Consider the following 18848-nt stretch of genomic DNA (forward strand, 5'->3'; position numbering starts at 1 on the left):
GCTCAGCCCTCGTACCGGACGCGGGGATCGACCAGCGTCGCGAAGATGTCGACAGCGAGATTGAGCAGAACGTAGAGCACCGCCATCATCAGGACGAAGCCCTGCACTGCGGCGTAGTCGGAGGCGATTACGGCCGATACCGCATAGGCGCCGACGCCCTGCCAACCGAACACCTGTTCGATCAGGACGTTGGAGCCAAGCAGGAACGAGAACACCATGCCGAGAACGCTGCTCACGGGTAGCAGCACGTTGCGGAATGCGTAGGTCATCAGGATCTTGCGGACCGGCAGTCCGCTGGCGCGCGCGGTGCGGATGAAATCGCTGCCCAGCGCCTCCAGCATCGCTGCCCGCGTGATGCGCGCGATCGGCGCCAGCGCGAACAGGCCGAGCGATATCGCGGGCAGGATCAATTGGGACAATGCCGCGCGGAGCACCGGCCAGTCACCCGCAATGAGGGCGTCGACGGTGTAGGCTCCGGTGACGTGCGGCGGCGGCGAAAAGGTAATCTCGTTTAGGCGGCCGAGCGGCTGCGGCGCCCAGCCGAGCAGGAAATAGAAGATATATACGAACAGCAGACCGACGAAGAACGTCGGAAAGGCTGCACTCACGGTGACGAGCCCGCGGCAGGCATGATCGACCCCACCGTTGATGCGGGTCGCAGCCCACACGCCCATCGGGATGGCGATGCTGATCGCGAACAGCAGCGCGAAGGACGATAATTCGAGCGACGCCGGCAGCCTTTCGATCAGATCGGTCAACACCGGCTGGCCGGTCGTGAGCGAGCGGCCGAGGTTGCCATGCGCGAGGTCAATCACATAGTGCAGGAACTGCACCGGAAGCGGGCGATCGAGTCCAAGTGTGGCGCGGATGCTCTCGATCGATGCGGCGTTCGCGGCGGGCCCAGCGAAGAAGGCCGCAGGGTCGCCGGGCAGCGCGTGCGAGATGAAGAACGTGAGAACAACAACTCCGATCAGGCTCGGGATGGTGCCCAGCAAACGTTTCCAAACGAAAGCCATCAGCGGTTCGCCTGCCGTTACTCACCGAAGCGACGGCATCGCTGCCGGAGCGCATCAACGTGATCGGGCCCCGTCAACGTCAGACGCAGCCGGGGGCAATCGACATGCATCACAGTCATGCAAAAGGTTAAGCAAGCGCTATGCCAGCTCGGTCATTCCGGTGATCGAGCCGGCAAGTTCTCGAATTGGAGGTTTTTGGGATGCAACGCCGTCGCGCTCGCGCCGAAAAAGAAGCGATGCTGAGCCATCGCTGCTTCAGTTTTCGCCACATGCATCTAATTCATGCACTGGCGCGATCGCCTCAGTGGACCTGCGGCGTGTTGACCCAGACGATCCGCGCTTCGTCCGGCCCGACATTGCGATAACTGTTGGTCAAATAAGCCTTGAAGAAGAAGGAGTCGCCGGCCGTCATCAGATATGTGGTGTCGTCGACGGTGAGTTCGATGGTTCCTGACACGAGGTAGCCGACGGCTTCGCCCCGATGGGTGATGAGGTCGACCTTCTCGCCGCCCGGGGCGACCACATGAATGTTGCCCTCGAGCAAATTGCCCGCGGCGATCGGCACCAATCGCTCATAGGTCACACCGGTGCCGCCGCGCAGTGCGTCCAGCGGCACCTTGAGCCGGTCCTCAGGCTTCTGCACCAGCTTGTAGTCGTCGATCTTTAGGCCAAAAAACGAGGCCATGTCTCGGTCGAGCGCGTGGACCATCTTGTCGAGCATGGGCAGCGACGGCATGACCTTGCCGGCCTCGATCTTGGAAATCATGCTCTCGTCACATCCGACGACCTGCGCCAGGTCTCTCATGCGCAGCCCCTTGGACAACCGGGCACGCCGGAGGCGCGGACCAATATTCAACGCGTTGTTTTCGGACGTCACGTTACGTTCCCAGCAATGCAAGCGGGCCAATACTATGCATATAAATCACATGATTTACCAGCACGTCGCGGCGAATCCAGAGCAAATTGGAGAAGCCGCCCCCTCGCCCGCATAAAGGCGGCCTTGGCCGAAAACGAGAGTTTGTCAGATTTATGCTCCGCGGGACTTCGGGTCTCGCCAGCATCGATGCGTGGCCTCGGGTGTATCGGCGTAATGTCGAACTCCGGCGCGGCAAGGCCTGACAGCACGTGCGTGGGAACGTACATCTCACGGACGATTGGTTGAGGCCCACTGCGAATAGTTTCCGGTGCCGAACCGGTCGAGCGGCGGCGCCGCCGTTTTCTGTGTTAGACGACCGCGCTAGGAAAGCCCGCTACTGTGAAGGGTTTCGGACGCCGGCCGCCGAATGTGCCGCGCCGTCAGTCATGCGGCCGGCATCCGAAACCCTTCACACTTTCAGACATGGCTCGCTTGCTTCCTCTGAGATGGCAACGGCCCGGTTTGGTGAGGAGCGTGCTTTCCCAAATGAGGTTTAGCTCTCACCAAATCCGCGGGATAAGCCGCCATCGGACTAGCGCGGCGTAATCCGAATAGCCCGCAAGGTCTACCTGAAGAATTCGATCCTCCGTGATGGTGCGATAGAGCAGAAACGGCAGGCTGAAGATCACAACGAGCGCGGCAGCGAGCCAAGATCCGAGTGCGGGTCCGCTCGCCACCATAATTAGAATCCCGGCGGTGTATCCGGGATGGCGAACGAAGGCGTAGGGTCCCGTGGTGACGACGTACTGACCGCGGTCGGTCTGGATGCGAATAGCGGAGGAGAAAAACCGGTTCACGCGCATAGCCCATAGTGCCAGGGCGTAACCGGACCCGACCGTGAACAGGCAAACGCCTTGCAGCCAGTCGGGCACATTGTCGCTCCAATGGAAACGGCCACGGTCAAGCCCGGCAACGATCCAATGCATGAACAGAACCAGCGAGAAGACCTTCAGCGCGAGCGGCGGCTTCTCGCCGCCCGGCCGCATGCGTTCGCGCAGGAGGTCCGGATCGAGCGCCGCGAACGAAACGATCATGACGACGGCGAAGATTGCGAGATACGCCCAAAAGCCCGGGATGGCGACCGTGCCGGCTGCTGCGAACAATGCGGCGGCCGCGGCGACCACGAACAAGCCTGCCTTGAGGTAAGCCGAGACTGGCATCCGCTAGTTTACCATTTCAGAGGAAGCGAAGTGGTGCCACGCATGACCCTAAGATCGTGCGGTCGGTATCGTCACTTCAAGAATAGCCCGGCAACATTCATCAGGATGCCGGTCGTCGGGATGTCCCACACGAGCGAACGAGCTAACGGCAGGTCCGCCATATACAGGATTGCGTAGAGGATGCGACCTCAAAAGTAGAAGTGGGCTCCCCACACGGTGAGCCAACTGTGCGTGTTCGTCACGGTCACGACAAGAATTGCAGCGGCGAAGAATGGAAAGGTCTCAAAATAGTTTCGGAGTGCTCGTTCAGCCCTTCCGGCAACGCCGGTGAGCGGCGGAACACTGTGCTCCCTTGAGCTGGCAGTCCACCAATAGCCTCGTTGCCAGCTCTGCAGGTGCGACACGATGATAATGTGCACGATGCCGAGGACTACGCTTCCGGCGAGCAGGACGAGTTCGATGGTCATACAAGACCGTATACCCTCAGCCGCGTGGATGTCTGTTGAGGGTCATTCTCGACGGATTCAGCGGGGTTGTCGGCAGGTTGAATGTCCGCTTCTGCCCGTTCGGCGGGCAAAAGCAATCCTTTGGAGGGCCGCGCCTTTTCAGAGGTACTTTGGGAAATCCAAAACCGCGCGGGTACGCCGGACCGCCCGCCTTTTGCGTATTTCGGGACCGCGTTTTGGGGCTTTGATTCCTCGCAAACTCCACGCGAACGGAGCTGGTTAGGGCGTTTAATGGCGAATCGACCGTTCGGCCATTTTGCTTGAAATCCACGAGGCGACCGGCGTCGTCGGCACGATGGTGACGGCGTTTGCGCCGTTTGGGTTGGTTTTAAAGCAAGCGCAGCGGTAACGGCCCCGCCGACGGCAGCGCACAATCCGCCGTGAGCGAGGAACTGAAGTTGTTTAACTTGCGTTGCCCAAGATGGATAAAAACTGCCCAATCTGCTTCGGCATCGGGTGGGTTTGCGAGAACCATCCGCACCTTGCATGCAGTAAAGATCGGCTGTCTGTGCGGAGCCAGAATTCCGTGAGGGTATGAATAACCGACCGCAGGCGATTGCCTGACGGTGCGATATTTAGGGTGTTTCAGATGCCCGGTCCGAACGAGGAAGAAATACGCACTCGGGCTTATAAGCTTTGGCAGGAGGCCGGCCAACCACACGGTGAGATGGATAACTTCTGGTATCGGGCCGAAAAAGAGCTTCTCGTAGAGAAATGTCGGAAGGGCGAGAAGTGCATCCCGCAAGTCGAAAACGGATAGCATACCAGCTTCCTCCATTGCGGGCGGCAGCAGCTCCAAATCGGCTCCCGCGTCCGATGCGCAAGTGAAATTCGCCAGGCGGTGGCTCCTCTCACATTGCGCTGCTCCTAGTCGGCGACCCAAGTGTCGATGCACTCGCGATGCAGGCGCGTGGTGGTGCCACCGTGGTGCATGTCGACGGTTTCGCCCGGCTTGTTGAGGCGAATGCAATGCGTTGCGGATTTAAAAGTCTAGGTCCGGGCCATAAACGGCCCTACAGGCGGCAAATCATGGATGCACTGGCGAGCAAGCCGGCCGTGGAAGCATGGCCGGTTGACCGTTTACGGCCCTACGAGCGCAATTCGCGCCGGCACTCGCCCGAGCAAATCGAGCAGATCGCGGCCTCAATCAAGCAATGGGGTTGGACAATGCCGATCCTCGCGGCCGATGACGGCATGGTGCTCGCCGGGCACGGCCGATTGGCCGCCGGCAAGCTGTTAGGATTTACCGAGGTGCCGGTCATTGTCGCGCGCGGTTGGACCGATCAGCAGAAGCGCGCCTATGTCATCGCCGATAATCGCCTGACCGATGCCAGCGATTGGGATGACGAGATGCTGCGGCTCGAATTGGCCGACCTCGTGGAGGACGGTTTCGAGATCGCGCTGACCGGCATAACCGAGGACGAGCTTTCGCGGCTATCGGTCGGGGTCGGCGAGTTAGAGCGGATGCCCGAATTGCCGGACGGCGATCGGTCGCCATTCCGCGACATGACGTTCATTCTGTACGGGGATCAATTCGGGCTCGTCGAGCGCGCCATCGCCAGGGCGACCAAGCCGCGCGACCCGAACAATCCCAATCGCTCGCCACAAGGCAATGCGCTCGCCTCGATCTGCGCCGAATATCTAGGGCGCGTCTCATAAATCGAGTTTGTTATTCTAGAGGTCCGCTATGCCCCGATACTGACCAATTACCGCAACGCAACGAAATGGTGCGATGGGCCAGAGCCGGAAGTCTCGCACTCGGCTTGATCGCTTCGAACGCAGGCCTGGCAATGCGACTGGCTGTCCCAGCGCGAGCCCTTGCACGGCCGGCTTCTCTTCTGAGACCCACAGGATTCATAGGCTGGCCTTGAACTCCTCCCACCGCGCTTCGCGCTCATCCTGATAAGCGGGATTCAGCTCGGCGATCATATCCTCGCGACGTAGTGGCTGGCCGCAACTCTCACAGACGGGGCCAAGGCCCGTCGACTTGCCGCATGTCCGGTGGGTGTAGTTGATAGCGCGGCCTTCCCGCGGCGACTTGCACCATATCTCGCCCCAGGCCCGCAGCGCCTGCAGCACAGGATAGAAGGCCTCCCCCTTCTCCGTCAGGTGATACTCGTGACGCCGCGGTCGCTTGTTGTAGATGCGTCGCCTGACGAGCCCGTTGGCTTCCAAGCTCTTCAATCTCGCCGCGGCCATTTGCGGCGTAGCTCCGGTCTGGGCCTGGATCTCCTCGAAGCGATGACTGCGCATGAAGAGTTCGCGCAGGATTAGCACCGTCCAGCGGTCGCCCACGACCGTCTCGGAGCGGGCGACCGGGCAAAGCGTCTGGGAAACAAGGGCTTTTTGGTTCTTCATCACGTTTTCTTCATCGCGGATTGTAACTATGATTTTCATAGTAACATAGGACATCATTGAAGCCGAAGCAACCGGCCGCGCTGCGGCCCAAGGAGACGGACGATGATTGAGACCCAATACCCTCGCGGCAGGACCGCATTGCTGCTCGTCGATCCCTACAACGACTTCCTGTCGGAGGGCGGGAAGGTTTATCCGCACCTCAAGCCGGTCGCCGATGAGGTTGGCCTCCTCGATAACCTGCGCCGGCTGGACGGTGCCGTGCGCGCGGCTGATATCCAGGTCGTCATCGTCCCGCACCGGCGCTGGGAGCCGGGCGATTACGAGGACTGGGACCATCCAAACCCCACCCAGCGACTGATCATGCAGCGCCACAGCTTTGCGCGCGGCGAATGGGGCGGCGAATGGCATTCCGATTTCACGCCGAAGCCTGGCGACATCGTCGCCAAGGAGCATTGGGGACAAAGCGGCTTCGCCAACACCGACCTGGACTTCCAGTTGAAGCAGAAGGGTATCACCCACGTGATCGTGATCGGCCTGCTCGCCAACACCTGCATCGAGTCGACAGCTCGCTTCGCAATGGAGCTCGGCTATCACGTGACGCTGGTGCGCGACGCCACCGCCGCCTTCTCGCACGACATGATGCACGCTGCGCACGAATTGAACGGCCCCACATTCGCCCACGCCATCGGGACGACGGCCGAGGTGATGGCGGCCTTGCCTAAGACGTAACCCGCGCCCTGCGCGCCAGCGCACTTATCATGAAAGGTGAACTCAAATGACCCTGACAGGAAAGCTTTTCATCGGCGCCGCAGACATCGCGGCCAGCGAAGGAACGATGAACGCGCTCAACCCCGCCACGAACCGCGAAATCGAACCCGGCTTTGCCCTCGGCGGTCGCGCGGAAGTCGACCTGGCCGTGCGGCTCGCCGAACAAGCGTTCGACGGCTACAGCCACACGACGCTTGCGGAGCGCGCAGCGTTCCTGGGCCGGATCGCCGACAATCTCGATGCTGTGCGCACAGAGCTTGCCGAGCGCGCCGCGCAGGAGACCGGCCTGCCCGCGGTGCAGCTCGAGGCCGAAGCGACCAAGGCGGCGACCCAATTCCGGCAATTCGCCGAGGTCGTCCGCAAGGGGCGCTTCCTGCAGGCGACGATTGACCCGGCCCAGCCCGAGCGCCAGCCCCGCCCGCGCATGGACCACCGCATGCAGAAGATCGCGCTCGGTCCCGTTGCCATCTTTGGTGCAAGCAATTTCCCGATCGCCTATTCGGTCGCCGGCGGCGACACCGCCTCTGCGCTCGCGGCGGGCTGCACCGTGGTGTTGAAAGCGCACAACGCTCACCCCGGGGCGTCGGAGATCATGGCCCGTGTCATCCGCAAGGCGGTCCAGGATAGCGGCCTGCATCAGGGCGTGTTCTCGATGGTGCGCGGGGCGGGCAATACCGTCGGCGAGGCGCTGGTCGACCATCCGCTGATCAAGGCCGTGACTTTCACCGGATCGGAAGGCGGCGGCATGGCGCTCTATCGACGCGCCCAGCTGCGGCCGGAACCGATCCCGGTCTTTACCGAAATGACCAGCGTCAACCCGACTTTCATCCTGCCACAGGCCCTGTCGTTGCGCGGAGCCGAGATCGGCGACGGCTTCGCCGAACGGATGCTGGTCAATGTCGGACAGGCATGCCTAAAGCCCGCTATCCTTCTGGGCATTGAAGGGCCCGGCTTCGAAGCCATGCGCGAGAGCTTGTCGGCGCGCATCGCTTCTGCCCCTGCGCGCCCTATGCTGACCCCGGGCATCCATAGCGCCTATCTGCAAGGCCTCGACCGGCAGCAGGCGAGCGGTGCTCGCCGCACCGCAGAGGGGGCGGCGCCGTCCCAAGATCTCGACGGCCGCTCGGCCCTGCTCGAGATCGACGGCGCACGCTTCCTGGCCGATCCCAGGCTTGCGGAGGAAGTGTTCGGCCCCGCCGCCCTGCTCGTGAAGGTCCGCGACGCAGAGGAGTTGATCGCCATTGCCATGGCCTTCCGCGGCCAGCTTTCGGCGAGCATGCATCTGGAAAACGCCGACACTTCACTGGCGCAGCGTCTGCTCCCCATCCTGGAGCGACGCACCGGTCGCATCGTTGTCAACGCCTTCGCGCATCCGCAGGAGGTCTCTTATGCCTCGATCCACGGCGGTCCCTTCCCCGCGACCTCGGACAGCCGCTTCACCTCGGTCGGCATGAGCGCGATCGATCGGTTTTTGCGGCCGGTCTCTTACCAGGGTTTTCCGGACACGCTGCTGCCCATGGCGCTGCGCGAGGCCAATCCGCTCGGCGTGCCCCGGCTGGTCGACGGAGGCGTGGTCACTCGCCGTTCCCCCGCTGCCCGGAACGACCAAGAGACAATTAGGTGGCGCGGCGATGGCGCGCCTGCCGACCAACGAGCATTCGCTCGAGCATCGAAGCGACCCAACTTCCAAGGCGCGAGCCGGTAACCTCAGGAGAGAATGCAATGACCATGCTCATCAAAACGCCGGCGACAGAAGCCATCAACCCGGACAGACGCAAGTTCTTGACCACCGCTGCGCTGGGAATAGCCGCGGCCGGCGCAGCCAGCCTGTTTCCCGCGCATCCGGTGTCGGCCGCCACGGGCGATGCAATCCGCCCCTTCCGCATCAACTTTCCTGAAGAGGCGCTCGTCGACCTGCGCAGGCGCATCGACGCGACAAACTGGCCTGAACGCGAGACTGTCCCGGACCAATCGCAAGGCGTGCAACTCGCGACGATGCGGGAACTGGCGCGCTATTGGGCGACGGATTACGACTGGCGGAAGGTAGAGGCGCGGCTCAATGCCTTGCCGCAGTTCATCACCGAGATCGACGGGCTGGACATTCATTTCATCCACGTTCGTTCGAAGCACGAAGGTGCGTTGCCGCTCATCGTCAACCACGGATGGCCCGGCTCGATCATCGAGCAGTTGAAGATCATCGATCCCTTGACCAACCCCACGGCATACGGCGCGAGCGCATCGGACGCTTTCCATTTGGTCATTCCGTCAATGCCGGGATACGGCTTTTCGGGCAAACCGAAGAGCACCGGCTGGGGTCCCGAGCGGATGGCCCGAGCATGGGCAGAACTCATGAAGCGCCTCGGCTACACCAGTTACGTCGCTCAAGGCGGCGACTGGGGAGCGTTTGTTGTCGATCAAATGGGCTTGCAGGCTCCCGCGGGACTGCTCGCCATCCACACCAACATGCCCGCCACCGTCCCGGCTGACGTCGACAAGGCTCTTAAGGCCGGCGAGCCGCCGACGACCGGTCTGTCAGCTGAGGAACGACGCGCTTATGAGCAACTGGTCAGGACTTTCAAGCAAGTCGACTATGCCAGGTTGATGGCGTCGCGCCCGCAAACCCTCTACGGCATCGCGGATTCGCCCGTTGGCCTCGCGGCCTGGCTGCTCGACCACAATGACGCTGACGGCCAACCGGCGGCGGCGGTCGCTTCGGCACTAACCCGGGCGACGAGTGCCACTGGGGAGCTGACGCGCGACGAGATCCTCGACAACATCACGCTGTACTGGTTGACGAAGACCGGGGTCTCTGCGTCCCGTCTTTACTGGGAATACAAGGGCGGCTTCTTCAATGCGAAGGGCGTCCACATCCCGGTGGCCGTGAGCGTTTTTCCAGGCGAGCAGTATCAGGCGCCGCGGAGTTGGACGGAGCGGGCGTATCCCAAGCTCATCTATTACAACAAGGTCGATAAAGGCGGGCACTTTGCAGCCTGGGAACAGCCGCAGCTCTTTTCTGAAGAGGTGCGCGCAGGCTTCCGATCGCTGCGCAAATCGCTTGAAGACTTCGGCGCGCGCCATCACGCGCGCGCCGAGCGCCACTCGTAACGCGGAAGAGTGTCTGACACCCGACGTATATTCACCCCTCTCCCGACCGCGCCTGGATGAGTTTGTCGCACGTCTTGTGGCCGAGCACCGAAGCATCGGAATGAGAATTCCAATCGGCATTCCTCGGTTTGACTAGCCCTCGCCTTACGTACATCGGCGACGGCAAGAGGTAGACCTGGTCACCGCCGACAGGTGCTGCGCATCGCCAGTTTTCTGGCATGCGCCCGCTCAGACATGTCTGCCTTGGGTCACTCTCGACCGAGTCTGCGGGCCTCGCCTTCCATTTGATGTCTGCTTTACCCCAAAAGCAACCGGTGCCGGGGCGGGGTCCCCTCGGGTTCATCGGGCGGGCGATGCCCCAGTGGTGATCTACCGGAAATAAATTCAGACAGCATCTGGACACGGAGGTCGCGATGAACACGCACGGTGGAAGCTGCCTGCTAGCATTCGTCGTGGTGATTGTGCTGGCCGCCATCGGGCTGGCCGCAGCGGTCTTCTGATATCGGCCGGCCCAAGCACGCCAAACAGGCGCACTCATCATCGGCTCAAGCCCGACTAAAGCCGTCCACCGCCAGCGTGATCTTGTGCGCGGTATGGTCAATGGTGATGCAGTTTATCTTTGTCAGCGCGCCGCTGGTCCTGAAGAACAGTTCGTGGTGGAGCTTTAGTTCGGCGTCGATTTGGTGGTGCCCTTTGACAAGCGTGCCATCGAGGTTGGTCTGGCCCACTTCATCGCCGGCTTCGTTCACGATTGTTCGGATCATTTCGTCTTTGATGGGTTTCATTTCCGCCTCCTACAACGTTGTGCCGGTCCCGGCGTTCGAACCAGACGTACCCAAACACGATACGATCGGCGGGCGCATCAAGCTCTATGTGCAGGAGAACTTCCCGGAGGCTTAGAGCCTGACGGCCTGCATCGCTCCGGGCTCGCCTGACATGGCGCGCTGCGGACTACCGAACCGGTCTATCGTGATCCATTCGCGGTCAAATGTCGGCTCATACAGAGCGAAGCCGTCAGGACTGGACGTGACGACCAGCGTCTCCGGATCGAGCTTCTGTAGCTCATCTAACAGGTCTTTGACTTTCATGGCCGTGCTCGTTGCATGCGCCGCGGTGCCGGCGCGTTCGAGAACCTTGGCCATTATAGCCTCGCAGTCCTGCGCTGTCAGGACAGCGCCCCAGTCGCGCAGCTCCTGCTGGAGGGCAGCGGCCACCAACCTCACGGCGCTTGTTGCGGCTTCCTCCTTCGAGAGACCGCCCAGAGAGCGCGGACCAAAGGGACGCTAGAAGCAACTCACGTGTATCTCCGGGGGCAGGAAATTACCCGGTGTCCCACCACCAAACCACTGCGGCACAAGACTCACCACGCCAAACAAGGCTCCGAGGGGGTCGGCCGGTTGTTGCGGACTCTGCGGGTGCAAATCACCCGCCCCAATCCGCGCCCGGAAAAACCGGATGGAGAGCAACGCTCTGAGCGCCGCCGAAGCGCTGAGGGCGGCGCGGGTCGCCGGTGTCGAATTGCGTCTCGACGGCGACGACCTAGTGTTGGAAGCCTCCGCGCCGCCGCCGGCCGAAATCCTCGATCTTCTCTCGATTCACAAGCTTAGCATCGTGGTGTTGCTGCGTCCTTGGCAAAGATGGCTGGTCGGCCGAGGACTGGCAGGTCTTTTTTGACGAGCGCGCCGGGATTGCGGAGTTCGATGGCGGCCTGCCACGCGATCGGGCTGAGGCCCGCGCCTTCGCCTGCTGCGTCGCCGAGTGGCTCAACCGCAATCTGGTGCGCTCCCCTCCCGGCCGCTGCGTCGGCTGTGGTGCAGGCGAAAGCGCCTAACGATGCGATTCTCACGACCATCCTCAAGCTTCTCCGCCGGCTCCCAATCTATCCGATGTTCGGACGCGGCTTGATGAGATTGCAGCCAGCCTATGTGCGTTCGCAGTTCGAAGACCCCGATCGTCCCGAAACATCACCCCCCGGTCCGGCAGCGATTGCAAGGCGCTGACGATGGAACTGGCGCGGAACCAGGGATGGGACAGTCTTCGCGGCTTGATCGGCCAGGAAGCCCGCCGCCGTCGCGGCACTGATCCGCGAGGCCGATGATCTCACCGCCCCAGAATATGGAACAAAAAGATGGGAGGCTGATGACGGCCGGTCTCTCCCTCGCCGTCAATCGATTAGACCATCAACCGCGTTTGTCCGTGACTCCAGATCCAATCCTCCCGCTGCCAGACGCCGCGGGTGAGCGATCTAGCCACCGCGCCCAAGTTGCCACCACCCTCGTCCACGCTCCGCCCGTCGGAGGACGGCCGGAGGCTGGCAAAGGGGTCCAGCTCACAGCCCAAGCCCACGTTTCCGACCGACCCCCCATTCGATGCCACCGCTGTCGCGCATCACACCGCTGATGTGCTGGCCGATGCGCTTGTCGAGCACAGGTTGCCAGGGCACGAGTTGGAAGCCGAGGCCATCCTCGATCATGGCGAAGCGCCCGCTGACAAGCGTGGCGACGCCCGCAAGCCTCCCGGCGATCAACTCGCCCGACTTGCTCGGCATATAAGTCAGCCCGCGCTCGGCCGCCATCTGCCGCCCGACGCGACTGATCTCGGTCGCCTCAAGGCGGGCGACGAGGTCTTTCGGCGCACGAACGCGGCCGTCGGCGAGCCGGGTGGCGTGCCCCTGATCGACGAGGGCCTGGCGACGACGCTCCATCGCGTCCGTGACCTCCCGTCCAAAGCCCGCCTCCGAGAGCGGCGTCCGGTTGGGTGAGGCCAGTTCGCGGTCGAGCCAGGTCGCCCCGTCGCTGCCGATCTGGCGTTCAAGATCGAGGGTGGAGAGCGTGCGAATGGCAAAGTCCTTCGGCTGGCCAGAGGCGTCATAGGCCATGCCGCGTTCGGCGATGTCGTGGGGGATTTTCCAGTGGTCGGCGTCGATGCGCTCGACATGGCCGGCGCGGCGCAGGGCTTCGAGACGGCGGACGTGGGAGCGGATGTATGCATTCGGGTCGCCCTTGAAGCGTTCGATCTCCGGGCACGCGGCCGCCAGGTGTTCGCTCGGCCGGTAGAGGCCGCCGTTTGTTGCCGCCATGGCGCGGATGTTGAGGTCCGCAGCTCGTGGCTCCGCCTTGCTCAGCACCGGCTCGAGCGCGACGATGTGGCCGCGCTTGATCTCGTCCAGCCTGGCCGGATCGGCCGTCTCGACATAGTGGGTGCGCCCGTCCACGCCATCGATAACGAGATGCAGCCGGTCGCTCATCTCGTCGCCGGCCAGTCCTTTGGCCAGCACCCGGCCGACGACCGGCTCGGCGATCTGCCTGCCATGGCTGACGTACTGGCTGGGCCCGCGCTCGGAGGCGATGCCATGCTCGGCAAGCGCCCGGTGCATGGTCTTGATGATGTCGCCGCGCTCGCCGAGCTCCCGCAAGGTCCGCTCGGCCTTGCCCGAGAGCGTCCAGCGTCCCGGCTCGATCTCGCTGGCGAGCCCGTACCGCTCAAGCTGGCGGACGCGCCCGATCAGGTTGGCGCGGTTCTCGCGGACGAGATAGCTCGCCCCCTCGCCGGGCCTGAGATCGATGACGCCCTGGTCGCGCTGCTCGGAGGCCAGCATCTTATCGAGCCGGGTCCAGCGCTCGGCCTGCACCTCGTTGTGGAGCTTGTTCTGAAGCTCGATCTCGGTCTGTGGGCCAAGTTCGAGCGTAACCAGCTCGCTCGCCCGATGGCGGACGCCATGAGCGATATAATCACCGGCAATGTTGAGGATGCGACCATCATCGAGCACCCCGCGGACGATGACATGGGTGTGCGGATGGCCGGTGTTGTGATGATCGACGGCGATCCAGTCGAGCCTGGTGCCGAGATCAGTTTCCATCTGGCGCATGAGGTCGCGGGTGAAGCCGCGCAGATCCGCCATCTCGATGGAATCCTCCGGCGCGACAATGAAGCGGAACTGGTGGCGGTCCTCACGTCCGCGTTCGATGAACGTCTTGCCGTCCGCTTTGTTCTCAAGTGCTGAATAAGCCCGGCCTTGCTCGCCGTCGCGGGTGACTCCGTCGCGCTCGAGGTAGCGCAGATGCGCGTCGGCCGCCTTGCTCGCCGCACCCCGCATCTTTGGCCCGCGCGAACCTCGTTGCGGGTTGAGCTTCACCACCCGCGCCTTGACCACGACCCGACGCGAGCGGAAGCGACCGCTGGAATCCTGCTGCCAGCCGCCGCCGTCCCGGGCAAAGGACGCCACAACCCTGGCGCCCCGGCCGCGCGCGTTGAAGCGGCCGCTGCCTTGCCCGTTCCGGCTGCCCGCCGATCCCGGGCCTCGGCCGATCTGCCCGGGGTTACCGCCGGCCTTGCGCACGGCGATCTTCACCTCAGTCAAGAAGGGCAGATAGCGCGCGTTGACGCGCGAGCCCCGGTTGCGCGCGCGGCCCGGCCTGATGCGGAAATCGTCGTGCTCATCGCTCGCCATGACGCGACGATCGGCGCGGGAATCACACCGTGCAAGACCTCAAACCATCGATCGTAGAGCGTCGCAGAATGGGTTGCGGCAGTGTAGCGATGACGAGGCATGCTACGGCGCACATTGCAAAAGACAACCGTCTTGGCCTTGAAAACAAAAGAGAAAGTCTTTGAGATGGCACCATGCGCACATGCGCAGTGCTGTCAGATGGGCTTCGCAAGGTGCCAAAAACAATGTGCAGACAATCACTTGCCGAGCCCGCGAGGTGCGAACGACAGTTCGCTTTATCTTGCCGTCTTAATCGGGCGTCTCGTCTCTCTGCTCTGTCCCATTCTCGCTTCCTTTCTCGTTTGCGACAAGGCTCTCTGCGCCACGCCATGACACGATGCGCCGCGATGAATGCGAGTCCTGATGCGCCGTGCAGTCTTCCGCGCTCATCGACGGCACAAACTCGCTGCAGCAAGGCAGCGCGGACGCCGTCGCGGCGCATCTTTCCATCGGTCTGACGGAGCCACATCACAGGCAATCCGGCGCGATCGGCAGGCATCCGAAGATGCGCCGTCGCAGGCAAGATAACGTGCGTTCCGTCGTCGTTATGCTGCACCAGTCCTCATCCGCCAGCGGCGGAGCTCCATGTTCAGGACGCGGCGATCGCCACGTCGTCAACGGGTCGATTGATCGCGCTGCTCATGCGTAAGCCCCGAGCAGTTTGCGCGCTTTGGCCGTCCGCTCGGCGCGCATCTCCGCCGCCGACGCGTCCGGATCGCCGCAGTAGAACGTGCCGGAGGTCCACATCGCGTGCATGATCACGGCGAGCTTGCGCGCCACCGCCACCGTCGCCTTGCGGTGCGAGGCGCGCTTCGCCAGCGCCAGCCCCCACGCCTTGACTTTGTCCTTCTTCTTGTAACGCGTCAGCGCGCGCTCGCCGCCTCAGCGCCCGCCGCACGTCGCCGTCACCCGCCTTGCTGATCCGCCCCTGCACGCCGACCGAAGAGCCGGACTGCCAGCGCCGTGAGGTCAGGCCAAAATACGCCGCCACGTCGCGCGAGCGCCTGAACCGCGAGGGGTCGTCGACCGCGGTCATGAAGCTCAGCGCCGCGATCGGACCGACACCGGGAATCTGCGTGAACCGCCGGCACAGCTCGTGCCCGGCGACATGTCGAGGCGATGAGCTGGACGGCATCGGGCATGCCAGGCATGCCGCGCCCCTCGGTCTTTCGCGCGATTCGTTGCGGATCTGGCGCGATCGTCTCGAAGACTCCGGCGGCGAGAAGGACTGGCGATTGCTGCATCATCCGAGCACCCGGCTCAATTAAGCAGCGCTGCTAACTGCGCGCGACGCAAATACCGCTTGACGCCGGAAGCGGTGGACGGGCGGTCGAACCGGCGTCGGTTCAGCAACAAGCAGAAGCGGGCGATCGTGCAGCAGACGGAGAAGCCCGGCGTCAGCGTGGCGCAGGTTTGCCGCCGCCATGGCGTCGTTACCAGCATGGTGTTCCGCTGGCGGGTCGAGTTCGGCCTAACCGCTCGCAAGGCACCGCAACTCGCGACGGTGACGCTCGCCGACGGCGCGGCGAATGAGCCAGCAGCACTCGCGGCCTTGCATGATCTTGTAAAGCCGCCGGACGGCATGATGGCGGTCGAACTGGAAGATGGACAGCGTGTGTTCGCGCCGGCGGGCAGCAGTCCGACCGCGGTGAATCGGCAGCTCGCCGGTAGGGAGACAGCATCGTGATCGTCATCCCGGCGGGCGTGAAAGTGCATCTCACTTGTGCGCCCTTTCATCGCACGCCACAGCCCGTCGCGCAGCATACGCGTTCCTCAAAATCGCCGTCAAACGGCAGCTCGGCAGAATAGCACAGACCAACAACCCGCGGCTCTTTCGACCAAACGCGGTGTTTTGCCGTTTCGATGCGCAATACGACGTGCCAGCCGTCGGCGGCGCGGCGGATCTGGTCAGCCGCGAGATCGAGCAGCGGCCGAGGCGCTGCGCTGGCGCTGAGAGGCGGCACGATCACTGCGCCCGGCACAACGGTCGGCAGAACATCGGGCGCCCAAAAGATGGTCTGTTCGTTGAAGGACCTCACTGGATCATGGCCGAGAGCAGGTGCCCCACCTCTTCCTGAACTCGGCTGTCACTTCGCCAGCTGGTTTGTTGGCGATCATCGCTTCGTGGTCACGGCGATAATCCGTATTTCGACGAAGACATTCCCAGGCAATGTCGGTGATCTCTGCATCCTGAAGGCTCTTGAAGGATTCCGGCGACCGCCAGTCGAACTCAGGCATTGCTTCCGCCCCATTGCACACAGCTAACAGGATTGCGGCTCAATAATTCCAATCGATTGGGCTGCAGGAAGAACCTGGTTTGGCACCACGTGGTGCTTCCTGGTGACCAAGCGTTAGCCGGAGAAGTCGAGTTTCGGCCGATAAATTTCCTCTAGTTCGACCACGTGCCACGCAACAGACGCCCCTGTTCGGTCATCCACTTCGCGCGCGCGAGGTGACTCTGGTATGCGTCGCGTGCGCGGCCCGGTTGACGCGCCGGATCAATATGCAGGACAAGTCGAGCGACTTCCCGCCAGTCCGCCCCCTCACTCTCGGCCTGTAGAAGTCGCATGTAGGTTACGACATGCTGCTGGTCATAAGGTGTAACGATTGGATCGTCCGGCGCAACGTCCGCGACCTCCGGATCAAGCGGTGGTTTTGGCATCGGGGGCTACACTGTTCCAGAGAGCGGAAGTCGACTCGCAGCGCTCGCAAAGCGCCCTCTCGCATAGTCGCCGACACTAGCGTATGGCATGCCGCCTGCCCCAGGCTCGGGGACCGCAGGAAAGCGCGTTCTTCTATCCTTCTCCACAATCGAAACTCCTTTTGCGAGCACACGCAACCGAGGTCGCCGCGTATTATAACACGTAGCGCCAAAATACGCGATTGCTTCCTATCCTGCGGATGGACATTCGCAAGGTATTTGGAGCAAATGCGCGCCGTTTTCGGCTAGGCCTTGGTTTGAGCCAGGAGGCCGTCGCAGAACGCATGGGCGTCGATAGGGCCTTCATCAGTAGTATGGAAAGAGGGCTGCAAAACGCGACCCTGCTCACAATCTGGGAGACGGCCCAAGCTTTGGAGGTGCGGCCGGTCGACCTGCTTGACGAGAAAGTGTCTAAGATTCGATCCTGATCTCTTCCGCGAGCCGGGCCGAAGGCCCGGCGAGCGCCGGACGCGGACGCGCGTCACCGCCGCCGATCAAGCTTGCCGGATCGGCGGCGGCGCACCAAGCTGGGCGAAAGGCGCTCGCTAATCCTTCGCCGTCATCAGGCTGGATAGAGGACTTCCACCTCCAAGCTGTCGTTCATACTCGGCACACATGCAAAAGGCTCCGCCTCCGAGGAGGCGGGGCCGAAGATCCGTAAGGGATCAGTCGCCGTTGCGGCGAGACCAGATCAGGGTGAAGCCCTCGTCGCCTTCGACCTTCACCAGCGAGGCGTAGATCGGGGCCGGGAAACTCGGGTCGTCGAGCTTGACCGAGAGGTATTCGCGATCGCTGTCGCGGGCGGTCTTCTTCCAGGCCGCGCCGAACTCGGTGGTGCCGGCGAAGATGCGGTAGTCGGGCGCCTTGTCGTTGTCCTTCTCGGATGCGGCGAACCGCGCCTTGATGTTCAGCGTCAGCGTCTTGATCGAGCCGGTGTAGCCGTTGTCCAAAGCGATGAAGGTGCCGATGGTAGCCATGGTCGTCTCCGTTTGTTGCTCGGGCCGCGCCTATCGCAGCCTCGATGGCGATCCTTGGCCCGGGGAGCGATCGGCCCGCAGCCGTCAGGCCCGCAGCGCAGCGGAGGACGGCGACAAGCCTGCTTTTTTGTCTTCCGCGAGGAATGCCACCCCTTCGCGGCAGGGGAAAAAAGCAGGCGCAGCCGTTGCGGGAAGGCGATCGAGGCTCTTGCCGGCCCTCGGGCCTGATCAGCCCATTCGAGGTTGCGTTGGACGCGCCATGAACGAACTGACGGAGACCACCATGACGGCCGACGCAGACGCAACACAAGGACACTGCTGGATCGATCGGCCCCATGCTGAGGCCTGCGCGTCAACGGCAAGAAGGTCGCATCCCGGCAAACGCTAGTGCCCCTCGCCGTATTCCCGCGTGCCGTGGCGAAGGTGCTGCGGGAGCGATCTGCCAGACAGCAATCCAATACTCCAGGCATCACACGAGCAAAACGCCCGGGCCCCATCGCTTGCTATTGGTTGACGAACACGACACAGCGGACCGTCGCGGACGGCGTAGATCAAAGTGATCGAGGTCTCGAACATGGCGCGATTTCCATGAGCGCAGGATTGCCAAGTGGCCCCCGACAGGTCGATCCTTAGCACCTCGCGAAGAGCATGTTGCTTGGAACAGGGATCCCCCCCGAGAGGGCCGCTCAGAGAGCGGGTCTGCACGGGGCGCATGCCAGTCGTTCCAGAAATTGAAGGATCTGCCGCGCGGCAATCAGGATGGAAGCAGAGCGTCAATCAGGATGAGAGAGCGTCGCCGAGCTCGTGACGCAGGGAGGGCGTAGCCCGACCGGAGTTACGAGCTCGGCGACG

At 62.9% G+C, this 18848-nt stretch carries 20 protein-coding genes and 1 pseudogene; 7 read left to right on the forward strand and 14 right to left on the reverse strand.

The genetic code is table 11. The features are described 5' to 3' along the window. Positions 1–2: 2 nt before the first annotated feature. The 5 genes from ACZBJS_RS22460 to ACZBJS_RS22480 all read right to left on the reverse strand — a co-directional run bounded on the left by ACZBJS_RS22460 (position 3) and on the right by ACZBJS_RS22480 (position 4397). Entirely contained in the window at positions 3–1019 is a 1017-nt protein-coding gene (locus ACZBJS_RS22460) for an ABC transporter permease (RefSeq protein ID WP_463439194.1), read from the reverse strand. Between the two features lie 298 nt (positions 1020–1317). After that, the gene (locus ACZBJS_RS22465) at positions 1318–1893 is read right to left on the reverse strand and encodes a cupin domain-containing protein (RefSeq protein WP_092082107.1); all 576 of its coding nucleotides are present in this window, start codon (positions 1891–1893) and stop codon (positions 1318–1320) included. A gap of 539 nt (positions 1894–2432) precedes the next feature. Further along, on the reverse strand, positions 2433–3056 hold the full coding sequence (locus tag ACZBJS_RS22470) for a methyltransferase family protein (RefSeq protein WP_316396989.1): 624 nt from the start codon (positions 3054–3056) through the stop codon (positions 2433–2435). A 224-nt stretch (positions 3057–3280) separates the two neighbouring features. Beyond that, positions 3281–3559, reverse strand: a complete 279-nt coding sequence (locus ACZBJS_RS22475; protein WP_316396941.1) for an MAPEG family protein — start codon at positions 3557–3559, stop codon at positions 3281–3283. Positions 3560–3926: 367 nt separating this feature from the next. Next, positions 3927–4397 (reverse strand): hypothetical protein, encoded by a 471-nt coding sequence (locus tag ACZBJS_RS22480; RefSeq protein WP_463439184.1) that lies wholly within the window; start codon positions 4395–4397, stop codon positions 3927–3929. Positions 4398–4522: 125 nt separating this feature from the next. On the opposite strand from ACZBJS_RS22480, the gene ACZBJS_RS22485 reads away from it, so the two are divergent. Further along, on the forward strand, positions 4523–5257 hold the full coding sequence (locus tag ACZBJS_RS22485) for a ParB/Srx family N-terminal domain-containing protein (RefSeq protein WP_316396943.1): 735 nt from the start codon (positions 4523–4525) through the stop codon (positions 5255–5257). Positions 5258–5452: 195 nt separating this feature from the next. Here ACZBJS_RS22485 and ACZBJS_RS22490 read toward each other — a convergent pair whose 3' ends face one another. Beyond that, positions 5453–5956, reverse strand: a complete 504-nt coding sequence (locus ACZBJS_RS22490; protein WP_463439185.1) for a winged helix-turn-helix transcriptional regulator — start codon at positions 5954–5956, stop codon at positions 5453–5455. Positions 5957–6058: 102 nt separating this feature from the next. Between ACZBJS_RS22490 and ACZBJS_RS22495 the strand changes: the two genes are divergently transcribed. Genes ACZBJS_RS22495 through ACZBJS_RS22505 form a run of 3 tightly spaced genes read left to right on the forward strand, consistent with a single transcriptional unit; the run spans position 6059 to position 9829 of the window. After that, a complete protein-coding gene (locus ACZBJS_RS22495) occupies positions 6059–6685 on the forward strand; it encodes a cysteine hydrolase family protein (RefSeq protein WP_316396945.1) in 627 nt (208 codons plus the stop codon). A 46-nt stretch (positions 6686–6731) separates the two neighbouring features. Then, positions 6732–8429, forward strand: a complete 1698-nt coding sequence (locus ACZBJS_RS22500) for an aldehyde dehydrogenase (NADP(+)) (protein ID WP_463439186.1) — start codon at positions 6732–6734, stop codon at positions 8427–8429. Between the two features lie 17 nt (positions 8430–8446). Further along, the gene (locus ACZBJS_RS22505) at positions 8447–9829 is read left to right on the forward strand and encodes an epoxide hydrolase family protein (RefSeq protein WP_316396947.1); all 1383 of its coding nucleotides are present in this window, start codon (positions 8447–8449) and stop codon (positions 9827–9829) included. 545 nt (positions 9830–10374) lie between these two features. Here ACZBJS_RS22505 and ACZBJS_RS22510 read toward each other — a convergent pair. Then, the gene (locus tag ACZBJS_RS22510; RefSeq protein ID WP_316396948.1) at positions 10375–10614 is read right to left on the reverse strand and encodes a hypothetical protein; all 240 of its coding nucleotides are present in this window, start codon (positions 10612–10614) and stop codon (positions 10375–10377) included. A gap of 111 nt (positions 10615–10725) precedes the next feature. Further along, positions 10726–10971, reverse strand: coding sequence for a hypothetical protein (locus tag ACZBJS_RS22515; protein ID WP_316396949.1), 246 nt, complete (start codon positions 10969–10971; stop codon positions 10726–10728). 313 nt (positions 10972–11284) lie between these two features. On the opposite strand from ACZBJS_RS22515, the gene ACZBJS_RS22520 reads away from it, so the two are divergent. Continuing rightward, a complete protein-coding gene (locus tag ACZBJS_RS22520) occupies positions 11285–11503 on the forward strand; it encodes a hypothetical protein (RefSeq protein ID WP_463439187.1) in 219 nt (72 codons plus the stop codon). A 655-nt stretch (positions 11504–12158) separates the two neighbouring features. Here the strand turns inward: ACZBJS_RS22520 and ACZBJS_RS22525 are convergent. Both ACZBJS_RS22525 and ACZBJS_RS22530 read right to left on the reverse strand, forming a co-directional pair. Beyond that, positions 12159–14279 carry a DUF3363 domain-containing protein gene (locus ACZBJS_RS22525; protein ID WP_463439188.1) on the reverse strand — a complete coding sequence of 707 codons (2121 nt, stop codon included), beginning with the start codon at positions 14277–14279 and terminating at the stop codon, positions 12159–12161. Between the two features lie 678 nt (positions 14280–14957). Further along, a pseudogene (locus ACZBJS_RS22530) lies at positions 14958–15432 on the reverse strand (transposase); the annotation flags it as partial. Positions 15433–15621: 189 nt separating this feature from the next. Between ACZBJS_RS22530 and tnpA the strand changes: the two are divergent. Beyond that, complete coding sequence (gene tnpA, locus ACZBJS_RS22535; protein ID WP_316396952.1) at positions 15622–16005, forward strand: IS66-like element accessory protein TnpA; 384 nt, start codon at positions 15622–15624, stop codon at positions 16003–16005. Positions 16006–16051: 46 nt separating this feature from the next. Here the strand turns inward: tnpA and ACZBJS_RS22540 are convergent, their stop codons facing one another. The 3 genes from ACZBJS_RS22540 to ACZBJS_RS22550 all read right to left on the reverse strand — a co-directional run bounded on the left by ACZBJS_RS22540 (position 16052) and on the right by ACZBJS_RS22550 (position 16980). Further along, positions 16052–16357: a hypothetical protein gene (locus ACZBJS_RS22540; RefSeq protein WP_316396953.1), complete on the reverse strand. Its 306-nt coding sequence runs from the start codon at positions 16355–16357 to the stop codon at positions 16052–16054. A 4-nt stretch (positions 16358–16361) separates the two neighbouring features. Further along, the gene (locus ACZBJS_RS22545; protein ID WP_463439189.1) at positions 16362–16556 is read right to left on the reverse strand and encodes a transcriptional regulator domain-containing protein; all 195 of its coding nucleotides are present in this window, start codon (positions 16554–16556) and stop codon (positions 16362–16364) included. Positions 16557–16707: 151 nt separating this feature from the next. Beyond that, entirely contained in the window at positions 16708–16980 is a 273-nt protein-coding gene (locus tag ACZBJS_RS22550) for a DUF2285 domain-containing protein (RefSeq protein WP_463439190.1), read from the reverse strand. 239 nt (positions 16981–17219) lie between these two features. Between ACZBJS_RS22550 and ACZBJS_RS22555 the strand changes: the two genes are divergently transcribed. Beyond that, the gene (locus tag ACZBJS_RS22555) at positions 17220–17447 is read left to right on the forward strand and encodes a helix-turn-helix domain-containing protein (protein ID WP_141340641.1); all 228 of its coding nucleotides are present in this window, start codon (positions 17220–17222) and stop codon (positions 17445–17447) included. 237 nt (positions 17448–17684) lie between these two features. On the opposite strand, the gene ACZBJS_RS22560 is transcribed toward ACZBJS_RS22555, so the two are convergent. Beyond that, positions 17685–17996: a DUF736 domain-containing protein gene (locus tag ACZBJS_RS22560; RefSeq protein ID WP_316396956.1), complete on the reverse strand. Its 312-nt coding sequence runs from the start codon at positions 17994–17996 to the stop codon at positions 17685–17687. Between the last annotated feature and the right edge of the window lie 852 nt (positions 17997–18848).

The sequence above is a fragment of the Bradyrhizobium sp. KZN70725 genome, from assembly GCF_055264925.1.